23 protein-coding genes are annotated in these 24,583 nt (G+C 62.7%); 10 read left to right on the top strand and 13 right to left on the bottom strand.

Annotated elements, in window-relative coordinates; all coding sequences use genetic code 11:
* Window positions 1-2 precede the first annotated feature (2 nt).
* Genes sctQ through FNZ07_RS00500 form a run of 4 tightly spaced genes read right to left on the bottom strand, consistent with a single transcriptional unit; the run spans window position 3 to window position 5,237 of the window.
* Window positions 3-1,139 (bottom strand): type III secretion system cytoplasmic ring protein SctQ, encoded by a 1,137-nt coding sequence (gene sctQ, locus FNZ07_RS00515; protein ID WP_245811317.1) that lies wholly within the window; start codon window positions 1,137-1,139, stop codon window positions 3-5.
* A gap of 27 nt (window positions 1,140-1,166) precedes the next feature.
* Window positions 1,167-2,111, bottom strand: coding sequence for a type III secretion system protein SctP (sctP, locus tag FNZ07_RS00510; RefSeq protein ID WP_143098009.1), 945 nt, complete (start codon window positions 2,109-2,111; stop codon window positions 1,167-1,169).
* A 16-nt stretch (window positions 2,112-2,127) separates the two neighbouring features.
* Window positions 2,128-4,173, bottom strand: coding sequence for a type III secretion system export apparatus subunit SctV (sctV, locus tag FNZ07_RS00505; protein WP_091007007.1), 2,046 nt, complete (start codon window positions 4,171-4,173; stop codon window positions 2,128-2,130).
* Between the two features lie 5 nt (window positions 4,174-4,178).
* Window positions 4,179-5,237: an EscU/YscU/HrcU family type III secretion system export apparatus switch protein gene (locus tag FNZ07_RS00500; RefSeq protein ID WP_091007005.1), complete on the bottom strand. Its 1,059-nt coding sequence runs from the start codon at window positions 5,235-5,237 to the stop codon at window positions 4,179-4,181.
* Between the two features lie 364 nt (window positions 5,238-5,601).
* On the opposite strand from FNZ07_RS00500, the gene FNZ07_RS00495 reads away from it, so the two are divergent.
* The 9 genes from FNZ07_RS00495 to FNZ07_RS00455 all read left to right on the top strand — a co-directional run bounded on the left by FNZ07_RS00495 (window position 5,602) and on the right by FNZ07_RS00455 (window position 12,543).
* Window positions 5,602-6,180: an HrpB1 family type III secretion system apparatus protein gene (locus tag FNZ07_RS00495; RefSeq protein ID WP_091007003.1), complete on the top strand. Its 579-nt coding sequence runs from the start codon at window positions 5,602-5,604 to the stop codon at window positions 6,178-6,180.
* Between the two features lie 62 nt (window positions 6,181-6,242).
* The gene (locus tag FNZ07_RS00490; RefSeq protein ID WP_091007001.1) at window positions 6,243-6,632 is read left to right on the top strand and encodes a serine kinase; all 390 of its coding nucleotides are present in this window, start codon (window positions 6,243-6,245) and stop codon (window positions 6,630-6,632) included.
* Window position 6,633: 1 nt separating this feature from the next.
* Window positions 6,634-7,437: a type III secretion system inner membrane ring lipoprotein SctJ gene (sctJ, locus tag FNZ07_RS00485; protein ID WP_091006999.1), complete on the top strand. Its 804-nt coding sequence runs from the start codon at window positions 6,634-6,636 to the stop codon at window positions 7,435-7,437.
* Between the two features lie 44 nt (window positions 7,438-7,481).
* Window positions 7,482-8,297, top strand: a complete 816-nt coding sequence (locus tag FNZ07_RS00480; protein WP_091006998.1) for a type III secretion protein HrpB4 — start codon at window positions 7,482-7,484, stop codon at window positions 8,295-8,297.
* Window positions 8,291-9,292, top strand: coding sequence for a type III secretion system stator protein SctL (gene sctL, locus FNZ07_RS00475; protein WP_091006996.1), 1,002 nt, complete (start codon window positions 8,291-8,293; stop codon window positions 9,290-9,292). The genes FNZ07_RS00480 and sctL overlap by 7 nt, the downstream gene beginning before the upstream one ends.
* Before the next feature lie 102 nt (window positions 9,293-9,394).
* Window positions 9,395-10,699: a type III secretion system ATPase SctN gene (gene sctN, locus FNZ07_RS00470; protein WP_245811383.1), complete on the top strand. Its 1,305-nt coding sequence runs from the start codon at window positions 9,395-9,397 to the stop codon at window positions 10,697-10,699.
* A 16-nt stretch (window positions 10,700-10,715) separates the two neighbouring features.
* Window positions 10,716-11,201, top strand: coding sequence for a hypothetical protein (locus FNZ07_RS00465; RefSeq protein WP_091006992.1), 486 nt, complete (start codon window positions 10,716-10,718; stop codon window positions 11,199-11,201).
* Window positions 11,202-11,237: 36 nt separating this feature from the next.
* Window positions 11,238-12,044 carry a type III secretion system export apparatus subunit SctT gene (sctT, locus tag FNZ07_RS00460; RefSeq protein WP_091006989.1) on the top strand — a complete coding sequence of 269 codons (807 nt, stop codon included), beginning with the start codon at window positions 11,238-11,240 and terminating at the stop codon, window positions 12,042-12,044.
* Between the two features lie 82 nt (window positions 12,045-12,126).
* Complete coding sequence (locus FNZ07_RS00455; protein WP_245811316.1) at window positions 12,127-12,543, top strand: HrpB1 family type III secretion system apparatus protein; 417 nt, start codon at window positions 12,127-12,129, stop codon at window positions 12,541-12,543.
* A gap of 58 nt (window positions 12,544-12,601) precedes the next feature.
* Here the strand turns inward: FNZ07_RS00455 and FNZ07_RS00450 are convergent, their stop codons facing one another.
* Window positions 12,602-15,736: a hypothetical protein gene (locus tag FNZ07_RS00450; protein ID WP_143098008.1), complete on the bottom strand. Its 3,135-nt coding sequence runs from the start codon at window positions 15,734-15,736 to the stop codon at window positions 12,602-12,604.
* Here FNZ07_RS00450 and FNZ07_RS00445 point away from each other — a divergent pair.
* A complete protein-coding gene (locus FNZ07_RS00445) occupies window positions 15,686-16,576 on the top strand; it encodes a hypothetical protein (protein WP_143098007.1) in 891 nt (296 codons plus the stop codon). The two genes, FNZ07_RS00450 and FNZ07_RS00445, sit on opposite strands and share 51 nt — an antisense overlap.
* A gap of 525 nt (window positions 16,577-17,101) precedes the next feature.
* On the opposite strand, the gene FNZ07_RS33925 is transcribed toward FNZ07_RS00445, so the two are convergent.
* From FNZ07_RS33925 to FNZ07_RS00405, 8 genes are all read right to left on the bottom strand, one after another.
* Window positions 17,102-17,734, bottom strand: a complete 633-nt coding sequence (locus tag FNZ07_RS33925) for a hypothetical protein (protein ID WP_245811315.1) — start codon at window positions 17,732-17,734, stop codon at window positions 17,102-17,104.
* A gap of 85 nt (window positions 17,735-17,819) precedes the next feature.
* On the bottom strand, window positions 17,820-18,317 hold the full coding sequence (locus FNZ07_RS00435; RefSeq protein ID WP_322789490.1) for a phage tail tip lysozyme: 498 nt from the start codon (window positions 18,315-18,317) through the stop codon (window positions 17,820-17,822).
* An 822-nt stretch (window positions 18,318-19,139) separates the two neighbouring features.
* Window positions 19,140-19,727, bottom strand: coding sequence for a hypothetical protein (locus FNZ07_RS00430; RefSeq protein WP_143098006.1), 588 nt, complete (start codon window positions 19,725-19,727; stop codon window positions 19,140-19,142).
* A gap of 134 nt (window positions 19,728-19,861) precedes the next feature.
* The gene (locus FNZ07_RS00425; RefSeq protein ID WP_091006983.1) at window positions 19,862-20,716 is read right to left on the bottom strand and encodes a methionyl-tRNA formyltransferase; all 855 of its coding nucleotides are present in this window, start codon (window positions 20,714-20,716) and stop codon (window positions 19,862-19,864) included.
* A 301-nt stretch (window positions 20,717-21,017) separates the two neighbouring features.
* Complete coding sequence (locus tag FNZ07_RS00420) at window positions 21,018-21,608, bottom strand: hypothetical protein (RefSeq protein WP_143098005.1); 591 nt, start codon at window positions 21,606-21,608, stop codon at window positions 21,018-21,020.
* Window positions 21,609-21,803: 195 nt separating this feature from the next.
* A complete protein-coding gene (locus tag FNZ07_RS00415; RefSeq protein ID WP_091008769.1) occupies window positions 21,804-22,322 on the bottom strand; it encodes an HrpB1 family type III secretion system apparatus protein in 519 nt (172 codons plus the stop codon).
* A gap of 197 nt (window positions 22,323-22,519) precedes the next feature.
* The gene (locus FNZ07_RS00410) at window positions 22,520-23,032 is read right to left on the bottom strand and encodes a lytic transglycosylase domain-containing protein (protein ID WP_091006979.1); all 513 of its coding nucleotides are present in this window, start codon (window positions 23,030-23,032) and stop codon (window positions 22,520-22,522) included.
* 39 nt (window positions 23,033-23,071) lie between these two features.
* Window positions 23,072-24,496, bottom strand: coding sequence for a helix-turn-helix transcriptional regulator (locus tag FNZ07_RS00405; RefSeq protein ID WP_091006977.1), 1,425 nt, complete (start codon window positions 24,494-24,496; stop codon window positions 23,072-23,074).
* Window positions 24,497-24,583: the final 87 nt, after the last annotated feature.

Genomic DNA, 24,583 nt, shown 5'->3' with positions numbered 1-24,583 from the left:
ATCTACGACAGCTGGACGACGCGCACGCCGAGATGATCGCCGACGGTGACGAGTTCGCCGAAGCCGATCGTCTGGCCGTAGGTCACGAGGCGGATGCGGGTGTCGTGCAAGGCGGTCGGCAGTTCGAGCACGTAGCCGGCGCGCAGCGCGGACAACTGGGCGACCGGCAGCGACACGGTATCGATTTCAAGCTTCAACGGCAGATCGAGATGGTCGATCTCGACGAGCGTATCGCTCGATTCCGTCAGGGGCGTGTTGAAGCGCGTGTCGTGGCTCATGGTGGGGTTTCCGGTCAGGGTAAGTACGTTGTCGGCTACGTCGGCCATCGCGTGCAGTTGTCGGGTGCCGTGATGGCCCCACACAATCGGCAACCTCACCGAGGCAGTCTCTTTCAGGAAAAACGCGCGCACTGCATCGGGCAGCGCGCGCAGGATGATGTCGCCAGGTTGCAGCGAGTCGAGCGTCGTGAGGCTGATCGACTTTTCGCCGAGCAGCAGCCGGCCGCGCACTTCGATTTCGCTGATGTGCGTCGCGAGCGGCATGCAGTGGTCGCCGAGCCGCCGCTCGAACGCGTCGAGCCAGCCGTCGTCGATGTGATCGAGCACGGCGTCGTAGCGTGTGTCGCCGATGCAGAACGAGATCGCGCAGCATTCGACGGGCCGTTCCACCGGCTCGGTGTTGCGTTCGAGCGAAATCACTTCGACGCCTTGCATGCCGAGTTGCGCGAAGCCCTTCAGCAGCGGTTCGAGCAGGATCGCGGACACCGTCGCACGCAGATTCGTGTCGGTCTGCGCATCGTCCTGCTCTGGGTCATCGGCGCGCAGTACGCTCGCGAGACCGGCCGGTTGCGTCAGATCGATCAGTACCGTTGCGGTGCGTGCGCCCCAGCGCAGACGCAGCGTTGCCGTACGCGCGGGATCGAGCGGATTGCGGTTGCCCGCGCTCCAGTCGGTCATGCCGAGCGTATGGAACAGCAGCGCGCCGAACCGTTCGTCGACTGCCAGCCGGTGCTGACGCGCAGTGCTGCGCATGACTGCCGGCAGCAGGCCGAAGTCGAGTGCGACCGGGGTCCGGCTGCCCACCTGCGTGGCAGTATCGGAGGCAGCGGTATCGGCTAGTCGCGAATCGGTATGGACCATGGTGTTGTTGTGTTTTTGGCGCGCTGTTTATGCAACGATGATGTCGATTTTCCGGCGGTTCTCTTCGTGAAGACCGGGTAGCGCTTCAAGCCGCTCCCGTAGTGCATCTGCATGTTGCAAGACTAATTGCTGGGAGGCCGGGGCTGCGGTGATGAAGCGAAGCGTCAGGTCGAAATGCGAAAGCATCAGGCTCAACTGGCAGTCGGGCAGCACATCGGGGTCGAGCGGCAAGGTGATATGCCAGGGATTGCACGAATGCACGGCCGGGTTGGCGCAGAAATCCGCGACGCTCGAGACGATCGAGTCGACCAGTGGGTTGGCTTGTTGCGCGTTGTTTAGCGCGCCGATGGCGTATGTGCCGGTGGTCGCTTCGACGCGGGCGTGCGCGGGTTGCGGCGGTGTGGTCGGAATTTCGCCGGGTATGGGCAGGGCAGCCGTCGGTGTGAATTGCGGAGATGGCGATGCGGTGTTGTTCGTTGCTGAGGCGACGGGAGTCGAGACCGCCGCCGCGCATGAAGCATTCGAAGCGCGGAACAATGCCGACGCGAGGGCCGCGGTCGACCCCGTGCCTGCAGGTTTCGCGACTACCCCGTTGGACTGCGGATGACGACCGCCGTCGCTATCGCTGTTGCCGCCGCTGCCACCGTTACCATCGCCACCGTTGGCGTCCTTCTGACTCCCGCCGTTCTGTTTCTGCTCCCCTTCGGCGAGGGTGAGCAGCGGCATCGGGAGATCGAGTTCGCTATGCGCGCCGGACGGACTATCCGACGCGGATTCGGTGTCGTGCGTCTGCGCAGATTCCAGCACCGGCTCCTGCGTATCGATCGCTTCGCCGTCTTGCAGAACCGCATCGCGGTGTGCATTGAAGAGCGCAGCCATCCGCCGCATGTGCGGCGTACCGCTGTGCAACGGTTCATGTTCCGGCGCCGGCCCGGCAATCACATGCGCGCGATGCGTTCCTGAAGTGTGCACGGTCTACCCTCCGGGCCTAGTTCATCAGCCGGCCGATCGGCTGCAGGTCGATATGCGCACCGAGTTCCTGGTACGAATACACCGGCAGCCAGCCAAGACGCGCTTCGATCATCCGCTTCACATAGCGGCGAATATCCATCGATGCAATCAGCGCCAGCGGCCCGCGCGGCGACTCGCCGACCAGCTGGACCAGGTTGTCGACGAGATGACCGATCTCGTCAGGCGGCAGAGCGAGGAAGTTGCCGGTCGGCGTTTGCTTGATCGACTGGCGGATATGCTGCTCGACCTGCACGTCGACGAGCACAGCGGGCAGATCGCGCGGCCCGCCGGTTGCGCGGTAGGCGATCATCTTGCCGAGGTCGACACGGATGTACTCCGTGAGCATCAGCATGTCTTTCTCTTTCGGACCCCACGTAATCAGGCTTTCCGTGATGCTGCGGATATTGCGGATCGGTACCTGCTCTTCGAGCAACCGGCGCAGGACGTCGGCCATCTTCTGCAGCGGTAGTGCCTTTTGCACTTCGGCTACGAGCCCCGGATAGTCGGTCTCCAGCTGGTCGAGCATCCATTGCGTTTCCTGGATGCCGAGGAACAGATGCGCGCTGCCGCGTAACAGCGAGATGGTGTGCTGCGCGATGACGACTTCGGCCTTGCGCGGCGTGTTGTCGACGACTTCGGCGACTGCGGCTGTTTCGGCAGGCACGGCTGAGCCATCCTCTTCCGCGACCATGGCCGTGGCCGCAGCCGTTGCAGCCGGCGCGAGCAGTTCCGCCGCGGCGGCGCTGAGGTTCGCGCGCGCATGTGGCACGTCGAAGATCACGACTTCGTAGGTATCGTCGGGCAGGGTTTCATCGGCCCACATCATGATGCCGGGGAAGGGCAGGCCGACTTCGGCCTGCAGCTTCGCGCGCTGGGTATCGAACGCTTTGTCGAGCGCGTCGCCGGACAGGCGCGCGCTCAGATCCTTCGACATGCGCACGCCGATCGGGCAGGTGAACTGCGGTGCCCGCGAGAGGATGGACGGCGCTTCGCCTTTCGCGCCGGCGCGTTGCAGCGACACGACCGGTTTGCCCGAACTGCCGCCCTTGCGGCCCGACTTCTTTTGCAGACGGTAGCCGACGAATGCGAGCAGGAACGACAGCAGCAGGAACAGCGGCGCCGGAAATCCGGGCACCGCGGCGAAACCGAGCAGCATCAGGGCGGCGAAGTAGAGCGCGCGCGAGCTGCTGCCGAACTGGCGGGTGATGTCGTCGCCAAGCGAACGCTCTTCGTCGCCGTGCGAGTCGTCGCCGACCCGCGTGATCATCACGCCGGCTGCCACCGAGATCAGCAGCGACGGGATCTGCGACACCATTGCATCGCCGATCGACAGCACCGAGAACCGGTTGGCCGCATCGCCCGCCGTCATGCCGTGGTACGCCACGCCTACCGCGATGCCGGCCACGATGTTGATCATCGTGATCATCAGCCCCGCGATCGCATCGCCTTTGACGAACTTCATCGCGCCGTCCATGCCGCCGTGCAACTGGCTTTCCATCGCGAGCATCGCGCGCTTCTTGCGCGCTTCGTCGGCGGTCAGGATGTTGGCGCGCAGATCGGCGTCGATACTCATCTGCTTGCCCGGCATCGCGTCCAGCGTGAAGCGCGCGCCGACTTCCGCAACCCGCTCGGAACCTTTCGCGATCACGATGAACTGCACCACGGCGATGATCATGAACACCACGAGCCCGACCACGAGGTTGCCGCCCACCACCAGCTCGCCGAAGCTTTCGATGATGTCGCCGGCATCCGCGTGCAGCAGGATCGACTTGGTCGAGGCGATGTTCAGCGACAGGCGGAACAACGTCGTGAACAGCAGCATCGACGGGAACGACGACAGCGACGTGATGCTGCCGATATACATCGTCACCATCAGCAGCGTCACGCTGATCGTGATGTTGATCGACAGCAGGATGTCGATGACGATGGTCGGCAGCGGCAGGATCATCAGCGAGATGATCGCGACCAGCAGAAGCGCGATACCGGCTTCGCCAAATCCGGGAATCTTGAAGTTCTTGAACATGTGGACTACTCCGTGAGCGCGACTTTGGTGCCGATACCGCTGACCCAGCGAAGAATCGCTGCGACGACTTCGAACAACTCTTCGGGAATCGGCTGGTTTTCCGGGATTTTGTGCAACTGGCGCGCGACCGGCGGGTTGGCGACGATCGGAATGCCCATGGCGGCGGCTCGACGGCGCAGCAGCAGCGCATCGCCGTCGAGCCCCTTGGCGATCACCACCGGCAGCGGGAATTCGCTCGGGTCGTAACGCAGCGCGACTGCGTAGTGAACCGGGTTGACGACCACCACGTTGGCCCGCTTCAGGCCGCCCGTCGGGCCTTCGTTCGCGAACTGGTGCGCGAGCTTCTTGCGCTCGCCCTTGACCTCCTGGTTGCCCTCGCTGTCCTTGAATTCGCGCTTGACCTCGTCCTTGCTCATCTTGTGTTTCTTGATGAACATCATGGCCTGCAGTTTGTAATCCACCGCCGCGATGACGATGAAAACGCCGAGCGCCGTGGCGAACACCTTCATCACGACCGACCACAACACGTGGATCAGTTGCGCGAGCGGCTGGTCCAGCGCGCTCGCGACGACCGGCATGACCGAGACGATGGTCGTCTTCATCACGGCGAGGATCAGGACGCCTTTCACGGTCATCTTCGCCAGATCGAGCATCGAGTTCGCCGAGAAGATCTTTTGCAGCCCGGCGGCGGGATTGACCGCATCGAACTTCGGAGCCATCGCTTCGAAGGAAAACTGCAGGCCGGTTTGCGGCACCAACGCGAGGATCGCTGCGAACAGGCCGATCGCGGCGACGCCGCACACCATGCCGAGCGTATGGCCCGCCATGTCGGCGAATGCGACATAGAGCGCATCGAGCGATCTAGGCCCGCTCATGAAATCGAGTGCAGTTTTGATCACCGCGCGAAACGAATCGACCATGTAGTGCTGACCCGCCTGCAGCACGAGCAGCATGCTGCCGAGCGCTGCGACTTCGACGACGTCGGTGCTCTTCGCGACCTCGCCTTTTTCGCGCGCCTTGCGCAGCTTCTGCTCACTGGGTTCTTCGGTTTTATCGTCGGCCATCTTTCTCTACGCACCGTGGTGAGTTGCTGCTCGGCTTGTTGCTCAGGGCGGCAGCCGGGTGAGGCGCCGCCGTAGACATACGTTATCTGTTCGGGTCTTCGCAACGGCGGCCCGATGCGAAGACCGGGCGGGGCGTGCGAAGCGATGCGCCGCAGTGGGGCAGCTATCAGGAAGACACATGGAAATATCCCGTAACGACGCCCCGGCAACCCCGTTCGCGGGTTGCTTCGCATATCGGTGTGCGACTTCGTGCCCGACGCCCGGCGCGAAGCTGTCGCCACGTAATGTCTCGATCATGGTCGGCAGAAATATGTCGGGCAGAAGAGGGGCTTTCCGCAATCTTTGATTTTCTTGGGGAAAAGGAATGAGTGATCAGAGGGAACACGCGACATGCGCGCCGGCGGTGCTAGGCTGCCTCGCCGATCTGGTCGGTGCGGCGTTTGGCGGGTCCGATGGACCGGCGACGAAGGTCGACGTGGACGACATCGAGCAACTGGTCGAGGCCCTGCATGTGCTGCGGCCCACGTGTGTGGAATTCGCATTCTTCGACGGCTGGCTGTTCATGCTCCGCAAGGAGTGGGCCGAAGCGGAATCGGTATATCGCGGCCTGATCGAGCGTTCGGTATGCATGCCGGCTAGCCGCGGCATGCTGCTTCAATGCATGAAGGCGACCCATACGTTCGGCTGGCAGGACGAAGCGCGCAAGGTCATCGAGGAATGCGGCAACGACGACGTGACGCGCCTCGCCAAGACGCTGATCGCCAACGACGATCTGCAGCACGCCTACGCCGCGGCGCGTCGCACGGGGCAGTTCGTGACGCCCGAGTCGACCCGCGAACTGGAACAGGAAAAAGAAAAGGCCGCGCAGGAGCCACAGCCCAGCGTGGCGCGCACGCTGACAGCCGACGACATGCTGATGTCGATGCAGTACATCCGCATCTAGTCCTGCCTCTGGTCGTAGCGGTACCCAGGCGTTTCGATCTTCGTAGGAGAGCCGACGTGGACATGGCGATGATTGCGCAGTTTCAGCAGCAGATCGCATCGACATCGTCGAGTACCGGCGTCGATGCTTCGGTTTCGCCGCAACAGGCGGACCGGTTCCAGGCGTTGATGAACGAGGGTGTGCCGACGCCGCCGGTGCAGAGCGTGCCCGAGCACCCGGACCACAACATCGTGGCGAAGGCCGTCGCGGAACAGGCGACCTACTACCAGCAGGCGCCGAACGACGTGATGTATCTGACGCAGCACATGAGTTCGCTGTCGATGGAACGCATGGCCGCCGCGAACATGACGGTGCAGCTCGAAATTGCCAGCCTCAATGCCGATCTGCAGGTGAAGATGGCTGCCGTCTCGTCGTCGAAAGACGCCGTTCAGACTCTGATGAAGAACCAATAACATGACCCCTCTCTCACGCACTGTTGCGCGCGGATGCAAGCTGCTGACCTGCGCAGCCCTCGTTTTCATGCTGAGCGCCTGCCACAAGGAGCTGTATGGCCAGTTGAACGAGCGCGACTGTAATGAGATCGTCGCCGCGCTGGTCCAGTACGGCGTCGATGCCGAGAAGAGCACACCCGACGGCGGCAAGACGTGGTCGGTCAGCGTCGAGGAAAAGCAGCTCGTGCGCGCGATGGAAATTCTGCGGGCACGCGGTATTCCGTCGAAGAAATTCGACGACCTGGGCGGGCTCTTCAAGAAAGACGGCCTCGTCTCCACGCCGACCGAAGAACGCGTGCGGTTTATCTATGGTCTGTCGCAGGAACTCGACGATACGTTGACGAAAATCGACGGGGTGGTCGAAGCGCGCGTGCAGATCGTGCTGCCGAACAACGATCCGCTCGCGGAATTGGCCCGTCCTTCGTCGGCTTCGGTATTCATCAAATACCGGTCGGACGCGAACGTCGAAACGCTCACGCCCGCGATCAAGAATCTCGTCGTACATAGCATCGAAGGGCTGACCTACGACCAGGTCAGCGTGATCTCGGTGCCTGCCGATCCTCTCACGGTGCCGACGGCGTATGTGCAGAGCGGGGGCGGCACGCTCGGTTATGTGGCGCTCGCGTTCGGTGTCGTCCTGATCGGGCTGGCTGGCGCGTTCCTGCGCTGGCGCGACAGGTTCGCGGGACTGATGCAGGGCCAGCTGTCGGGCGTGCTGGCAAAACGTGGCGCGCGTGCGCCGAAGGCATCCAAAACAGCGGCCTGAGCGGCGGCCTGAAATTCGACCTCTGAGCGTGTACCGGGAGTGAGATGAGCGATGCTCAGACTATCGACGACAGCGTATTTGCCGACGACTTCAGCGCGGCGATCGACGCGGCGGAGCAGTTCACGCAGGCTGCGTCGGATGCTCCGCAAGCAGCCGATGTAGCGGACGCGTCAGACCCGTCCGAAGCATCGGACCCAGCGCCGTCCGAACCCGCCGTCGATCCAGCGGTGAAGCTTTCGCGCACCATCGCAGCAAACCTGGCCGAATACCACCAGCGCCGCCGCACGCTGTTCGAGTGGATGCATCCGGCCCGCATCGCCTCGTTTGCGTATGCAGCCTGTTTGCCCGGGCTCGACGCTCGCCGCGGCGCGCAACTGGCCGAAGCCTTTCTCGACAGCGTCGGATTCACACCCGCGCCGCTACCCGCGTTCGGCGATGCGAGCGTCGCGCTGATGCGCCTGCCGCTCGCGGACTGCCTGAAGGTATTGCGCATGCGCGTACTGGTCGAGCACGTCTACGAGCTGCGCCTGTGGATCGACCGGCCGCGCCGCGTGCTGCTCGACGAATGGCTCGGTCCGCATCTGACACGCATGCTGCTCGCGCAACGCGGCGGCCTGACTGCGGGCCAGCCGCTGCGCGGCGAACCCAGCGCGGATTCGCTTGCGCTGCAAGGGTTCCGCCTGTTCGAGCGCGACTGCCGCTGGAGCGCCGACCATCCCATGATGCTGCTGCAGTTCGCATTGCCGGACGAGACTGCGCCCGCGCGTCTACCGGACACACCCGGCCATGCGAAAGTGAGCAAAACCAGCCTCACGCTGGTTTCTCAACTAGCCGACTTTTTCCCGACACGATCATGGTGATCTGGTTACGCAACCCGGATGCGCTGAGGGATGGCATGGACCACGGTGTCGGCATTACCGACGACGTGGTGCGCGCCGAACACTTTGGAGCGCTGGTCGAGATCGACAGCGCATATGAAGATCTGAACCGGCGCTGCGCGGCGGTGTTAGAAGAAGCACGCACGCAGGCCCAGGCCATTCTCGATGCGGCGCAGGCGCAAGCCGACGAACTGGTTGCGCAGGCGCAGGCGACCTATGAGGGTTCGGCCAGAATGGGCTACGAAGCGGGCTGGGAGCAAGGTCTCGCCGACTGGCACGAACGCAGCCTGCGCATGCTGGCCGACATGCCTTCGATCGGGCAGCGGCAGCGCGACCGGCTCGCGCAACTGGTGGCGCTCGCGGTCGAACAGATCGTCGCGACGGCCGATCCGATTGCGCTGTTCAGACAGGCCGCGTCGACGGTCGAGTGCATCGTTGCCGACGGCAGCCCGGTCAAGGTGCGCGTCCATCCGCACGATCTCGCGGCAGCGACTGCGGCGTTCGGCGCGGTGGCACGCGAGTGGCGCGAGGTTGGGCGCGTGGTGAATCTGCAGGTCAGCTCCGACGCGCAGCTGGAGCGCGGCTACTGCATCTGCGAGACCGATCTCGGTGCGGTCGACGCGAGCTTGCCGCAGCAACTGGCCGCGATTCGCGACGCGCTGTCGCGTGCGATCGACGGCTTGCCGCCCGATGAAGACGAACCCGAACCCGCTATGCAGAACGAAGACGACATCGAGCAGCTGGAGCGGGGCGGGGACCAGGATTTCGTCGCCGCGCAGGATACCACTGAGGACGAGTACGCCCGTACGGCGAGCCATACCGAGCCGCTCGCTGCGCAGCAGAGCGAAGCCGGCAATCCGGCAGACCCCGAAGAACAGAACTTCTTTGCCGACGCCGTTGCCGCCGTCGAACATACGCACGCTCCCACCGCCGACATCGGCGCCGAATTCGAAACCGCAGAGCGCGATGTCGCTTGACGCCGTACTGCCACGCTTGCCCAGGGACACTTCCACATGAAGACTTTCGACACCGACGATCAACCCGACACGGGGCTCGCCAGCGATGACCGCTTCGATTTCATGGCCAATGCGATCGAACGCGAGCTGCGCGCACGGGTGCGGCCGACGGCCGCCGGCAAGGTTCAGGAAGTGATCGGTACGCTGCTGAAAGTCAGCGGACTCGACGCGACGCTCGGTGAGTTGTGCGAGCTGCGTTCTCCACAAGGACAGTTGCTGCAAAGCGCCGAAGTAGTCGGCTTCTCGCGCGATATCGCGTTGCTGTCGCCGTTCGGCCGGCTCGGCAGCATCTCGCGCGAAACCCGTGTGGTCGGTCTGAAGCGTCCACTCGCGATCCGCATCGGCGATGGGTTGCTGGGACGTGTGATCGACAGTCTCGGGCAACCTATCGACGGTAAGGGCGAACTCGATTGCCACGAATTCCAGCCGGTTTTCGCGGACCCGCCGTCGCCGATGAGCCGCCCGGTGATCGACCGGCCGATGCCGACCGGCGTGCGTGCGGTGGACGGCATGATGACGCTCGCCGAAGGCCAGCGGATGGGTATCTTCGCACCGGCCGGCGCGGGGAAGAGCACGTTGATGGGGATGTTCGCGCGCGGTGCGCAATGCGACATCAACGTGATTGCGCTGATCGGCGAACGCGGCCGCGAAGTGCGCGAATTCGTCGAACACATTCTCGGCCCGGAAGGCATGGCGCGCTCGGTGGTGGTGTGCGCGACTTCCGATCGTTCGTCGATCGAGCGCGCGAAAGCCGCTTACGCAGCGACCGCGGTGGCCGAATACTTCCGCGATCGCGGCCTGCGTGTGCTGCTGATGATGGACTCGCTCACGCGCTTCGCCCGCGCGCAGCGCGAGATCGGTCTGGCAATGGGCGAACCGCCGACCCGCCGCGGTTTCCCACCGTCGATCTTCGCCGAACTGCCGCGTCTGCTCGAGCGCGCGGGTCTCGGCGTGCGCGGCTCGATTACCGCGCTCTACACCGTTCTTGCCGAAGACGAATCGGGTGGCGATCCGATCGCGGAGGAAGTGCGCGGGATTCTCGACGGCCACATGATCCTGTCGCGCGAAATCGCCGCGCAGAACCGCTATCCAGCCATCGACGTGCTGGGCAGCCTGTCGCGCGTGATGACCCAGGTCGTGCCGCGCGAACACGTTGCATCGGCCGGTCATATTCGACGGTTGATGGCGCGGCACAAGGAAGTCGAACTGTTGCTGCAGGTCGGCGAATACCAAAGCGGCAGCGATCCGCTCGCCGACGAAGCGATTCGCAAGATCGAGGTGATCCGTGCGTTCCTTGCGCAAGAGACCGACGAACTCGTCGACCCGGCCGTCACGGTCGACTTCCTGCATCAGATCGTTCAGGCGTAAGGAGGCGCAACACATCGTGAAGGATCGCCGGGTCGTCTCGCTCGAACGGGTGCTGTCGCGTCGCAAGACGCTCGACCGCAAGCTGAACGACGCGTTGCTCGCGTTGCGCGGCGAGCGTCAGGCGCTTGAGGGCGCTGTCGCCGAATGCCGCAACGCTGCCGATCAGCAAGCCGAGGTGGTTGCAGAGCAGGACCGCAAGCTCGACGAGATGATGGGCCAGGCGTTCAGCCCCGATGCGTACTTGCGCCTGCGCGAACATCAGCTCGCGATGGGTGAGCGTCACGCGCAGTTGCAGAACGAAACGGCGCGCGCCGTTGCGCAGGTCGAAAGCAAGCAGGCGGAAATCGACCAGAGCCGCGCGAAGATCGTGCAGAACCGCGCGCGCATCGATATCTACGGCGAACGGCGCGACAAGTTGTGTCTCGCCATCAACACGGCCATCGAAGACGCCCAGGACGAGGAAGCCTCCGAGAGCAGGCGACCAGGACCGCGACCGTTTTGACGCGACGCACGTCCTCCCATTACTGAAGAAACCATCATGAGCAGCCTGAGTTACGAAGCGATCGAGTCGAGCCATCAACTGGTTCGCTACATGATGACGCTTGCTCTATGCAGCGAGCGTCTGATCGTGCTGATGATCATCTTCCCGCCTACCAGCGACAGCGTCGTGCAGGGCCGTCTGCGCACCGCACTCTCGTTGTTGTGGGGCAGCTTCGTCGCTTATGGCCAGCACGGCACGCTCGATCAGCAGAGCGGGTTGTTTCTCGTCGGCGTCGGCCTGAAGGAAGCGTTGATCGGCGTGGGCCTCGGCTTTGCGGCGTCGACGGTGTTCTGGGCCGCGGAGAGTGTCGGCACCTACGTCGACGATCTGACCGGCTTCAACAATATCCAGATGTCCAACCCGAGCTCGGGACAGCAGACCTCGTTGACCTCGACGCTGCTCAGTCAGTTCGCGATCGCGGCGTTCTGGGTGCTGGGCGGCATGATGTCGCTGCTCGGCGCGGTGTACGAATCGTATCAATGGTGGCCACTCGAAAATCTCGCGCCGGTGGGCGGTCGAATCATCGAAGCCTTCGTGATGCACAAGACCGATTCCCTGATGGAAACGGTTGCCAAGCTGGCAACCCCGCTCATGCTGTTGCTGTTGTTGATCGATATCGGTTTCGGCTTTACCGGCAAGGTGTCGTCGAAGCTGAACCTGACGTCGCTAGGGCAGCCGGTCAAGGGCGCGCTGACAGTGCTGATGCTGGCGCTGCTGGCCAGCGTCTTCATCGACGAGGTGCGCGGCCAGCTTTCGCTTAGCAACATCACCGCGGAATCGCGCGCGATCGCGCATGGCAATTGAGCAAACCGTACGTTGCAGGGAGCGATTTTGTGTAACCCACGGGGTAGCGATGAAATGGATGACCAATAAGCGGAACCGCGGCTTGAACCGTGGTCCACACGACAAAGACGAACTCGTCGAAGGCATGCTCGGCGTGTTGTGGGCCGGCGCGCAACTCGATCTGCCCGGCGATCTGCGGGTGCTGGAAGATCTGCTCGATGCGATCGGCGTGATGCAGCCGGAGGTGGAGGAAGACCGCGTCGCGCTTGCGTGGTGGCATGTGCGTGCGCGGGCGTGGGCGGATGCACTGGCCGAGTTGCGTCGCACCGAGCGTGGCGGTGCGCTGTCGTCGCTTGGAACGGCGTTGATGGCGGTGTGCCTGTTTGCGCTGAAAGACCCGACGTGGCGGACTTATGCGTATGCGGCGGCGTATCAGTCGGACAATGCGCTTGCGACGAAGACGGCGCTTGCGTTGCTGGCCGCGCCGGAGATCGAGCCGTTTGGGGGCGATGTGGAGTGAAAACGCGTGAGCGCCGGTGCTGTCACGCGCCGGCCTCGATTGACGCTGAAGGCATGCCCTAGGCGGGAAACACGGAGATGGCGCGGCTGCTCTCGGACGACGCCGTTTTCTGCCACCGCAGAAAGAAGTCGATACCCATGTCTTCCGACGTTTTACCCTTGCTCCGCACCGCCATATTCTTGGCGGTCCAGCATGCGCGGTACGACAGGATCGAGTTCATCGCCTTTCGTGTTTCGGCCGCGGTAGCCATATCGCCTTGCAGCACGGCCAGTGCTTCGACACCGCGAAGGCCGTCGATCAGGCCGCTTATCCGCGGGTTCATTTCGTATTTGATATTGAACTGGAAGCTCGAATTCGAGCCGGCCGCGCGGAGATCGCTTTCGAATTGCGCGAGGACGCCGGCAGCGACGGTACGCCGCTCGAATGTGTCGACCTCTTCGGTCTTTTCTCGCGGGAGTACATCCAGACAGCGCAGCAACCAGTCCTCGCGATTCGTTTCGATCTCGGCCAGCAGATCCTTGGGCGTTCCGTAGCTGCGGTCCACGCTGCCGCCGGTCAGGTCGCCGATCGGGAATCGTGTCGCGCCATTCTTCTCGAAGTTCGATGCCAATTCGCGCGACACTTCCACGAGGTTGCCGGTGAGATTGATGTGTGCCTCGCCGGTTCCCTTGCCGTCGGCGCCGATCTTGCCGATTGGCTGCTGAAACGGCGTGCCCATTACGCCTGCACTTGCCGATGCATTGGCGCGTTGACGGGTCTGGCTACTCTGGTCGTATACGGCCTGGTGAGGGTAGCCGGTTTGCTCGGTTCCGCGCTCGGTGGTTCTCTCCGCCTTCAAGGAAAGTGGCGTTACGGTAGCGCCCACCGAAAAGTGGTGTCCTGGCGTGCGAAGACGGGCGATCGCACCGGCTTCCATGGTGAACTGATTCGTTTGTGCTTTCCTTTCTCCCGACGCGACGAGCGCATCAGGACACATCGCGAAGATCGCCTCCAGCGGGTCGGCGAATGGCGCACCGTCGTCGGCCACCTTCTCGTCCCAGGCGAGCATGACGTCCAGCAGATTGAGCGTGTCGTCGATCGCCTCCTGCTCCTTGCGCGCACCTTTCTCGTCCTTGCCACGCAGAATCCTGAAGGTCGTGGACGTGGTGACGGGGCGTGCCATTTCGAATTTGACCGTACCGGAAGGCGCGGTCAAGGTTGCGATGCCGACCTCGAGCCTGTGTCCGAGGGTGACTTTTGCATCGCGCACGGTAGAGTCGATCGTACCGACCTGGATTTCCGAAGCGAACGTCGGGCTTTTGATCTGTATGTAGGATTCTGCACGTTTGGCATGAACGCCTATCGACGCGGTCATCGGAAACTTGGGCACGGCCGGCAGGATCGGGATGCCACCGCCGAGCGTACCGCCGCTCGTCAGCGTGATTTGATCGCGCAGGCGCAATGTTTCGAGCATCGGCCGGAAGAATTCCTTGACGTCGCCCTTCGAATGGACGCCGCGCATTTTCGCGAGACGAACCTTGTCTTCGATTTTCGCGCCGCTGTCGGAGTCCGTCGCAAAGTCCTCGCGGAGTGCCGTGATGGACGATGCCATCGCGGCCTTTGTCGCATCGGGGCTGGAGCCTAGCGTCTGCTCGAGCGTTTTCAGCAGATCGACGATCGATACGCGTTCGTTCTCAAAGAGCGCTTCGATTGCTGGCGGCAACGCGACAACGTGGTTCGGATTGGGCTTGGTCAACCTGCGCGGGCCGGACGCCGGCCTGGGCGGGACGAGCAGGGCGTAGACGGCCTGGCGTATGCGGGTCTTTTCGTTCGGCCCGAGCTGGGCATCGTATATGCGTTTCGTGTGCCTGAAATCCGGCGGGCTCATCGGGCTAGCCAGACGACTGACTAGCGACGGGCTGCGCTGCTCATGGCCTACGTAATCACTCAGTGCAATGAGGGTCGCGCTGAGCAGGCGCTCCTGTTCGCCTCCGGCGGCGCCGGCGGAGCTCTGGGCCGGGGTTGCCGCGGTCCCTGCGCGTTGCGCTGGCTGGGTTGACTGTGCCGACAGTTCGCCGAAATGTTTTCTCGCGTCTTTGCCGAGTTGCTCGAACGTGGTCATGATGCTCGCCTCGGCACGCGTCTTGGTCGTCTCCATGCCTTGCGCTTCCATCTGCCTCTGGGCGAATTTCACCGCTCTCGGATGGAACGGCGAGGCGAGTTTTGCCGGATGCGCCGTGCGCGGCAACCAGCTCGAATAGGCCGGGCGAGTGTCTTCGAGATGTTCGATCGAATCGGTCACCTTCAACAGATTCTGGTTGTTGAGGTCGTAGTCCGATCCTTTCGCATTCGACAGGAATCCGTTGCGGACCGCGTTGAACGCAGCTCTCTCCCTAAGCGGAAGTCCATCGACATCGAATACCGTTTGCTCCTTGCTATTGCGCACCGCACGTGAAGCGACGTTCATCGCCTTGCCCAACCACGTCTTGACATCGTCGGTTGCGCTCTTTTGAGTCTCATGCGCAATCCAGTACGCCTGGACGGCCTCCACCTGCGCTCGCTCAAGTCCGTCGCTCAACGGCGCGGTCGATGCGAGATTGAGCACCTCGGTGCCGCGCGGTATGTGCGCCATGAACTCCAGCAGATTCTCCATCTGGGCGCTCGGGGCGGTGTAGCCGATCTCGCTTCCGTCGTTTTCTGGCGGCCTGATCCAATGGTTGAGCGGATGCGCGGTCAAATCATCAAGGAGTTGGCCGGCGTCCTTCAGATTGCCACCCGTTGCTACGGCTAGCGCGCGGGAAATCATTTCCACTGCTGCGGCGCGAGGCAACATTCGCTCTGCAGTCGTATCGTCTGGCGGCAATGCTTCGGCGACTTTCTGAAGCCTGGCGACGAGGTCTCTGCCATCTGTACCCGCGAGGCTCGCAGCATCGAAACCGGGTGCGGTGGAGGCGATCGTATGGGTGCCGAGTATGCTCAGTTGCTGCTCGAGTTCACGATTCCAGTCCAGTTGAGTCTGAGTGGTTTTTTGCTTGTTGCTAACGGATGCTCCTGGACCTTTGAGCTTGTCGCTCGCCGCTTTTAGCTTGCCTTGCAATTGACCCAGCCGGCCGATTTCTTCATCGAGGTAAGGGATGAATTCCGTCCGCGCGCGCTGCGCGTCATGAGCTTCCTCCTGACGGGTCTTGAGTATCCGGCCTGCCGAGTTTTTCAAGGCGTCTCGTGCGATTCTTTCCTGCGCGGCTTTTGCGTTCGCGCCGGGAGGGATCTGCAGTGTGGTCTGAACCTCTGCGAGCTGATTCTCCAGCTGTTCCAGTTCTTCCACGAGCGCAACCGTTTCGTCGTTCAGCTTTTGCGCGTCGGCGAGGTTCTTCGTACTCGATTGATACTTCCTGTCGATCTGTGTCTTGAGCGTCGTCAGGTGATCGACGATCCCGGCGGCATGTTCGTCTTCGTGACCCAACGCGTTGCGCACATGAGTGATCTGTGTGTCGACGAACTTGATCTTCTGGTGAACGAGATCCGTCGAGAGAACCTGCGCGCCGACATCGAGCAACGAGCTAACGGACGCGCTTGCCCGCAGATCTGCCGCCGCTTTCGTGAGCTGGTTGTGCGCTTCCTTGAGCGATTGCTCTTTTGCCTTTACGAGTTCCGCTGCCGTGCTCGACGACGCCGGTGCGGACGCCTCGCGCTTCGCGCTTTCGAGCTCGCCCTCGGCCTGCTGCACATTCCTCGCTGCCTGCTCGTAGATCTGACGATGTGTGTCGAGCTGTTCAAGCATGCGGACCTGGCGGGCCCGGGTTTCCGTGGCGCTACTGCTCCGGTCGCCCGTGGTTTGCGTTGCCGTCCCGGAAGTCGCCTTGTAGGCGGGATCGCTAGCCATCAACTGGCGTATCGTCTTGGGCTTCACGGCGTGACCGAGGCCTGGAATCGCAGCCAGCGCACGCATCCCGAGCGAGCGCTGTGGTCTCTTGTTGATTTCCGGCAGTACCGCCAGAGATGTATCGAGTGTCGCTTCGACTCGATCGGCGATCTCATCTGCCTGAGTCAATAAACCGGAATCCGGAACGGGACCGATGGTCGACTCCGTAGACGGCTCTGTGATGAATGCAGGATTCGGCGTGTCGCTTGAGCGGGTTTTGCCGGTTCCCAGTATCCGGCTTCCCACCGTCATCGGGCGCCCCCGAAAGTTCGCGCGTATTGCCTTGAGCTTGCCGGGTGCCGGCCGCATGAATTCGCCGGCCGACTTGAGGCCATCGATCAGCGTGTTCTGTTTTGCTTCGACCGGCGGCGTACGGGTACTTTCGTTGTTCGCGATAGCACCTTCAGTTTGCGTGACCTGTGGACGCATGTCCCGCAGTTCGATCGCATCGTCGGATGCGGTGCGGCGAGGAGGGCGGACAGTCGATGACATGGCGCGAATCGTAGTGAGGAGATGCTCGTGCTAGCCGGTAGCAGCGAAGTGCTGAACCTGTAAGTGCATCTTTTAATCCGCGTGTGACACCAGTATGTGTTTGTGACGCTCTGTTACCTTCCGGACAATGATTTGATCTGCGTCTGCGTGATCGTTCCCGTCGTCTTACGAAGCACCATCCGCGCCGGTATCGAGCGGACTGCGCTGCGCGAGCAACACATCGCGCAGAAAGTCCTGGTTGATGGCGTGCCACTCCGGCGAGCGCACCGATACTTCATGCGGATTCTTCTTGCCCTGCGCCTTGCGGATAACGAGCACGGTCAGCGTCAGCGCGTGCGCTTCGAGACCATTTTCGACGGTGGCGCGCGTCGCTGCCGCGGTGTGGGTCAGCCGTTTCGCGCAGGCTGTGCGGATCGTGTGCAGCAAAGGCGAGCGGAAATTCAGGCGCCAGATATCGAACGACAGCTCCGCGAGTATCGCCGCGTTCCTGTACGTCTGTTGCCTTTCGAATGCCTGTGCGAGAGCGGCGGCCATGCGTGCGAGCCGCACGTGTTCGACGTGCGTCGTGTGGGTGCGGTGCACGCCGTGCCACAGCCGTATCGATTCGGCGACGCGTGCCGCGCGTAGCCAGCTGTGACTGGCTGCATGCTCGACGAGCTGCCTGACGACGAGATGGCAGAGCAGGTCGCATTGTGCTTCGTGATCCAGGCGCTCAGGTGCGGTCATATTGTTGTGTTCGGCAGGCATCGGGTTGCGCCGCGTCGAGATCGTAAGGGTGGGCTGGAACGGCATGGCCACGATTAAACTTGCAGCCGCACGGCAAGCGGGCGAGACGCGCTCGCTACGACACGCGCCGGATGAGTACCCGGTGCGTGTCGCCGGATCAACCCTGGACTAGCGAAAGATCGGCCAGACGCGAGGCGAGTTCTGGATCGCTCGGTTTTTCGAACGACGTCATGAACGCCGAGGTTGCGTCTTGCGCGTTGCTGGTGCCCTTGACCGCCGAGATCGCACCCGATTGCGTCGTTTGCAGCTCCTGCTTCAGGTAGCCATAGTTCGCTGCTTCACTCGACGGATCGAGACCGTTCTGCTTCGCATATGCTTCCAGACCTTCCTTGCGCGAACCGCCCCATTGCGCGATGCCGTAGCCGTTGGCGTTGTCGTCGGCGTTGTTGCCGGTTGGCGCACCGATCTGCCCGCCCTGGTTGATGCCCGAATTCATCCCGCCGCTTTCGTGCCACAGGTTCGCGACAATGCCTTGAGCCTGCGGCTTCGTGAGGCCGAAGTCGCTCATCAGGTTGTTGACGTACTGGTCCGCGACCTGTTGGCCTTGCGACTGCGAAAGAGCGGTGGTCTGCGGCGCGGTGCTGAGGCCGAACATGGTCGGCCCTGAGCTCGAACCTGAGCTGCCATTGGCCGGAGGCGGTGGGTTGTTCGTTGTTTGCGTGCTGCTGCCGGCAGGGGGCGCACCGTTGTTGCCGCTGTTGTTGCCACCGCTGTTGACCGGAGGTGGGTTGCTGGGGGCGGCGGCGCGTTGCTGGTTACCGGAGGTGCGTTGCCGCTTACCGGAGGTGCGCCGTTCGTTGCAGGCGATTGGCTGTTCGCCAACGGAGGCGCATTGCCCCCGCTACCCACCGGCGGCGCGGAACTGTAGTCCTGAGGGAAAGGGTTGCTGCTGCCGCCCGGCGACGATCCACTGCCCACCGGTGGCGCACCGCCTCCCGAGTCGTCGCCGTCCGAATTTTGCAGTACCTGCTGGAGCATCTGAAGCAATTCTTCGATGATCTGCAGGATTTGCTGTTCGTTCATGCCGGTGCCGGAGTTATTGCCGTTCAGTCCGTTAACTCCGCCCGATTCACCCGAAATATCCGACGAGCCGTAACCGTAGCTATTGCTGTTGCTCAGATAGTCCATCGGGTTGGTCGAGTAGCCTTGCACTGCAGCGCTTGACATGACTTTCTCCGTGTATGACCGGCGTTGAGAAGTGTGCGGCCATGCACCCGATGTGCCGCTCGTTCAATCAATATAGAATTCGCGCGCCTGGCGTTCGACGTCGGCCAGGAAGTTGTGTCCAGCGGTGCGAAGCGGATTTCGCGGCATGCGAGCGAAGTGCAACGTTCGAGCGGTACATCGCGCTGCACTTCGGCTTCGAGAAAACCTGCGCTTGCACACGGCCATCAACCATTCACCGTTTACCGGCTTGCTACCGGGTGAGGACGTTTCCGCCGAGTGCCTGTTGCAGATCGTAGCCCGCATGGTCGCTGATCTGGCCGCCGCCGTTTGCGTAGGCTGTCTGTTGCAGTTGCGCGCCGATCTTGGCGCCGTCCGTCTGACTCACCTTGCCGGACGAGACCGCATGGGCGAGGATTTCCGAGGCTGCGTTGCCGTCGCCTTTGGAGAGCGCATTCTGGAAGTTCTCGAAATCGACGGGATCGCTGTTCTTGAAATTTGTCATCCCGGTCTGCGCGTCGCCTTGTTGCAACGCCGAGCCGATCTGCGTCAGGTTGTTTCCGCCGGGCAGAGGTTGGGCATTAGGCTGCTGGGCGCCGCCGTTACCTGCCGACGGTGCGCTATTGGCCGGCGGAGCGCCCGTACCACCTGTGCCGCCCGTACTACCCGAGCCACCGGAACCGCCCTGCTGTGCCTGCAGCAACGCCTCGATTTCGTTGAGGAGCTGCTTGATGATGTTCATTTGTTCACTGCTGCTGAGCCCACCCAGAGAATTGCCACCGATCGAATTGGCTGACGACAGGTTCAATGGGGTGGGGCTGTTAGAAACCGCTGCGACCATGATGAGCTCCAGTAGTAGGAAGTGCCTGGGTGAGGACCGAAGGAGATCGGTACGGTCAGTCTAGGTTTACAGCGGCTTACGGTACGTCGTGGAAGCGAACATCGCGGTCGAAACACGAAACCTTTAGCGCAATGTCAAGGCCCCATCTGCGCTCGAATTGCCATCGGCAGCGGGCTCCATTCGATCAATGCAATGAAACCGTCGCGTGCCGCGATCACGATCGAGCGGCGATACTCGTGCACAACTTCGCCTGGTTGATAACGGTGTGCTTCCGTCCAGCCTTCGGCACGCTTGACCGAGACCTTCGTGTCGCGCAGCGGCGCGAAGCATTCGAACAGTCCGCACGCGCGCACGACGCGCATCACGTCGGCAACCGGTTGATTGAAGTCGAGCGTGCGGCGCTCGTCGTCGAGACGCGGCCAGTAGCTGCCCGGCGCTTGCGGCCGGCGTTCGTCCCACAGACGATGAAAGTCGATTGCCACACGCGCGGCAAGCCGCTGTATAGCCATACGCAGTTTCAGTTGCAGCGTTTCATGGCATTCGTCGGCGGCCATCGGGAAGTGTTCGGCATCGAGGATGTCGCCGGTATCGAATTCCGCCGCGATGCGATGACAGGTCACGCCCCATTCCGGACGCTGCTCAAGCAGGGCCTGTAGCAGCGGGTACGGACCGCGCCCCTCGGGCAACGGCGATGGGTGGAAATTGATTGCGTGCGCAAGGTCGTGGGTCCAGTCGGGAATTTTCCACTTATAGCCGGCTACGACGAGCGCATCGCAGCGCAGCTCACGTAGCATGGACAGATCGTCTTCGCGGATGCGCGAGAGTTTGATCGGCACGCGGTGCAGCTCCGCGCGCGCAGCGGTCTCGACGTTGAAGTCGGTCTGGTTGTCGACCGGCATGGTGAACATCGCCACCGGCTCCCAACCCGACTGCACGAAAGTGTCGAACGCGGTGTTATAGCGATCGAAGCCGGCGTAAGCGAAACGCATGGTTGGTCCTGATAGAAAGGTGCGAACACGAGGAGGGGTGACCGGTCTGCGCCCGAGTAGTCTCTTTGAGGCCGGCAACCAGTCAGTGCGGATAGTCGCGACGGGTAGTCATGTCGTCGTTACCCACGCATGCTTAGTCGTGAGCGTACCGCCGCTGGTGGCGGACGGGGGGCAGGTGGCTAGAATTTTTGTTGATGAGCGCGAACCGGGGTGGTTCGCGCTCACGTGCCGTCGGCCTGTACCTGCGTGGCGTTTCAATCTTACCGGCGACTTCACATGCTTCACCGGCAGGACCCAGGCGTTATCCGCCGCTCGCCGCTTTTGCCGTGTTAGCGGCTCCTTTGTTCCCTATCGAAGCGACCGCGGACGTTTGCTCTTCGGACTGGTTGGCGGCTGCACCGGCCTTGGTTTTAGCGTTGGCGATGTCCGCTTCCGTAGTGAGCTGTGCAGAATCTGCCTTTCCTTGCAGATAGTCCTTTCCGGTGGACATTAGCTGGCCAAATGGGCTACTCGACCCGAACAGACCCGCAGCTTTACCCCCAACGGCCATTGCGCCGTTCGCCATGTTGCTGGCGAAATTTCCACCACCCCTCGAGCTGTCGCCGATCTCTCTCGAACTAGACGGGCTCTCTCCAGACCAGCTATTGCTTCGCTTCAAGCTTCCGGAGCCGCCCGCGTCTGGGCGAAAATCGGCGAGGCTGTTACTGCGTCGTAACGAGCCTACGGAGCTGGGGACGGCGCCCGCCAGTTTTTCGACCCCGGACGCCAGACCGCCGATAATGCCAGTCGGAGAACTCGGCTCGGAATTGCTGCCGGTCGATGCGGGTTTTAGGTCCTTGGCTGTTTCAAGGAGCTTACCAAGGACGGCCTGTGCACCGGTCTTGATTGCCATTCCACCCATAGTGAATCTCCCAAAGCCGGCGAAAACTCGCCCATGAAAAAGAAGGCACTTCTTCCAAACCTGTCGAACTGCCTCTACATGAAGAAACTCTACGTCAATGCGTGAAGCGATCCGGTACAGATGCGAAGTGCGGGTCCATTTTGCGAAGCACGCTGTCGGCTTTCGGATCCAGAACCGACCGCAACCTCAAGCCCGCATCCAGCTCGCCTGCATGAGCATCATCGCTTCCGCCGACGTCGCCGGCCGTGCCGACGCAGTCGCCGGCTCAGCTGCCACCGGCTCTGCCGACGCAGACTCCGCCGCATGCACGCTGCCGCCGCCACTCATCTTCGCCGCCCGCTCCAGCAACTTGCTACCGATACTCGCCGCCTCGCGATGTTCGCGCTGCTCCGCCGCCGTGCGCGCATAGCTCTGCCAGAGCGGGTCCTGCATCCCGAACAGGCACACCGCCATCAGTGCCGCATGCAGTGCCGTGCGCTTCGCGTCCTGATCGTCGTCTTCGAGCACACGCAATGCGTCGATCCAGGACTGACGGCGCAGATGGCGCCATGCAACCACGGTGCCGGCGCCGGTCCAGCGCGGTCGCAGCACGCGGATCGCGTCGAGCAGATCTTCGAAGTCGGATAGATCGTCGAGTTGCGACGCGGTCCACAGCACCTTGGTGAGGCCGCCCGCCACGTCGTCCCTGCATCCTGTGTCATTCACGATTTCGTCACCTGTGTGGGAGTTGCATATAAAGACCGTGACATCTCGCTCCATCCGTTCAGCCGCGTCTTCCTCGGCCCATGCTGTCAGTAAGGCCGACAGGATCAGTGTGTCGCATCTGCTGACGGTCCGATTTAGCCGATGCGAACGAAACGACTGCGGAGCGAAGGGGTTTCGTCATCCTGCGGGGAACGCGCTTACGACGGATCGTCGTTCGGTTCCACCCGCAGGAAACGCGCGACAAGCATCTCGATCGAATGCGCGTAGCGGTCGCGCTCGGCTGGTGTTTCCGAGTGGTACGCGCCGATCGCGGTCCATGTGTTGCCATACTTGACGGTCATGCGATGCAGGTACCAGGCGGCGATAAAGACGTTCTTGCACGGCACGATCAGGTCGTTCACCGAGATGCCGTAGCGCGATAGCGCCGGCAAATGGATGGAGTTGATCTGCATCATCCCGTAGTCGGTCGAACCGTTGGCGTTGTGATGGATCGCGCGCGCGTTGGCGTGCGATTCCTGCCACGCGATTGCGCGCAGGACCAATGGACTCACGTGCTGGTATTGCGCCGCAGCGGTGAAGCAATCGGTCTGCGTCTGCACCTGCGCTTGCGCCTGTGCCTGTGCCTGTGCCTGTGCCTGTGCAACGAGCGGACACAGGCCGAGTGAGACAAGTGCTGCCAGCAGGTAAGCGATGCGGCGTGAAATCTGCATGATGTCGTGCCCGAAGCAAAGATGACGGGTAGCGAACGATCAGCGGCCCATGGTTTGCGAAGGGGCTTCGTTAAAGACGCTGCGATAGCCGTTGATCAGCGTCGAGCGATGCTGCACGCCCCATTTCTTCGCGACGTCGAGCACGCGTGCGACCGGTGCATCGTCGTCGAGCAGTTCGTCGCGAATGCGCTCCATGCGTTGACGACGGATCAACTCGCTCGGCGAAAGACCCAGGTGCTTGCGGAACGCGCCTTGCATCGCGCGTTCGGTCACGCCGATCTGCGACGCGACTTCGCGTACCGACAGGTCCTTCTGATCGAGGTGATCCATCAGGTAGCGATAGGCACGGCGATACTTCGCGGGCAGACGGGCACTGACGTCATCGGCGCGCGGCGTGCTGCGCGACTGCGCGGCTTCCGGTGCGGCCGCGGGCAGCGATACGCTGTCGGCGCGCACGTGCTGGATCGAGGCGAGCGCATAGCGGCCGTAGAGCGTCGCGAACTCCTGGGTGCGCATCTGTTGTTGCATGATCTTGGCGCGGCAGTACAGATAGTCGAGATACCAGCGCGCGTTCTGGCTGCCGTGCAGCGCCGCGGCGCCGGATTGTTCGAGCAGTTCTTCGGCTGCTGCCGTTGCATGAGCGGCGATCGCGCCGAGCGCCATCTCGAGGCACAGGCTGCGGTGGTAATCGGCAAGCCCCGCCTTGCGGCTCCAGCTCGCATACGTCTTCAGCGCGGCGCGCTCTTGCGTATGACCGGCAGCAAACGACTTCAGATGACCCAGATAAGCGAGGCGCTCGTCGAGCAGCGGCATCGACATACCGGCTGCGAGCAGGGCAGGTGCGCCGAGCGCGGTCTGCGAGCCGGTGACCACCGAGCGCCAGTAGATGTGGTCGCCCAGCGGTTCGGTGTCGTGCAGTTCGTGCTGGGCGAGCAGGTCGCGGCGCAGCATCTCGACGAGGTAGGCCCAACGCGTGTCCGGATGAGCTGCCGCGAGCGGGGCAAGCTCGGCGAGCCGGTCGCAGGCAGCTTGCACGCAGCCCAGATGAAACAGTACGAGCGTGGCGCCGATGAGGCTGTCGAGTTGCTGCGCAGGCGTCGCACAACGTTCTTCGGCGACGCGGCGGAAGCAGGTCAGCGCAACGTGGAACTGGTTGCGAAAGCATGCTTGCCAGCCCGCGTTGCGTACCGAGACGACGCGCATGGCGTCGCGCGAGTGGCGCACGGCCTTTTGCGTCTTGCGATAGGTTTCCTCGGCTTCCTCGTGGCGTCCGAGGGCGAGTTCGAGGTCGGCGTGGATCTGCAGGGCGGTGTATTCGTCATGCGCATGATCGCTGTCTGCGAGGCTCGCGGCCAGGTGGACCGCTTCATTGAGCTGGCCGTCGAGTACGCGGGCGGCGAGGGCGGCGGGTACGCCGTCGCAGGAGAGGACCGAGGAAGCTGCAAAGTAGACTGTCGAGAACATGGTGTCGCTCCTGACTCAAAAGGCACTCGTGAGAGCTGGTAGCAGCGAAGTGCTGAACCTGTGAGTGCATCTTTTCATCGGGGCGCG

The sequence above is a fragment of the Paraburkholderia megapolitana genome, from assembly GCF_007556815.1.
Classification (GTDB): domain Bacteria; phylum Pseudomonadota; class Gammaproteobacteria; order Burkholderiales; family Burkholderiaceae; genus Paraburkholderia; species Paraburkholderia megapolitana.
This window is presented reverse-complemented; position numbering and strand designations above follow the sequence as displayed.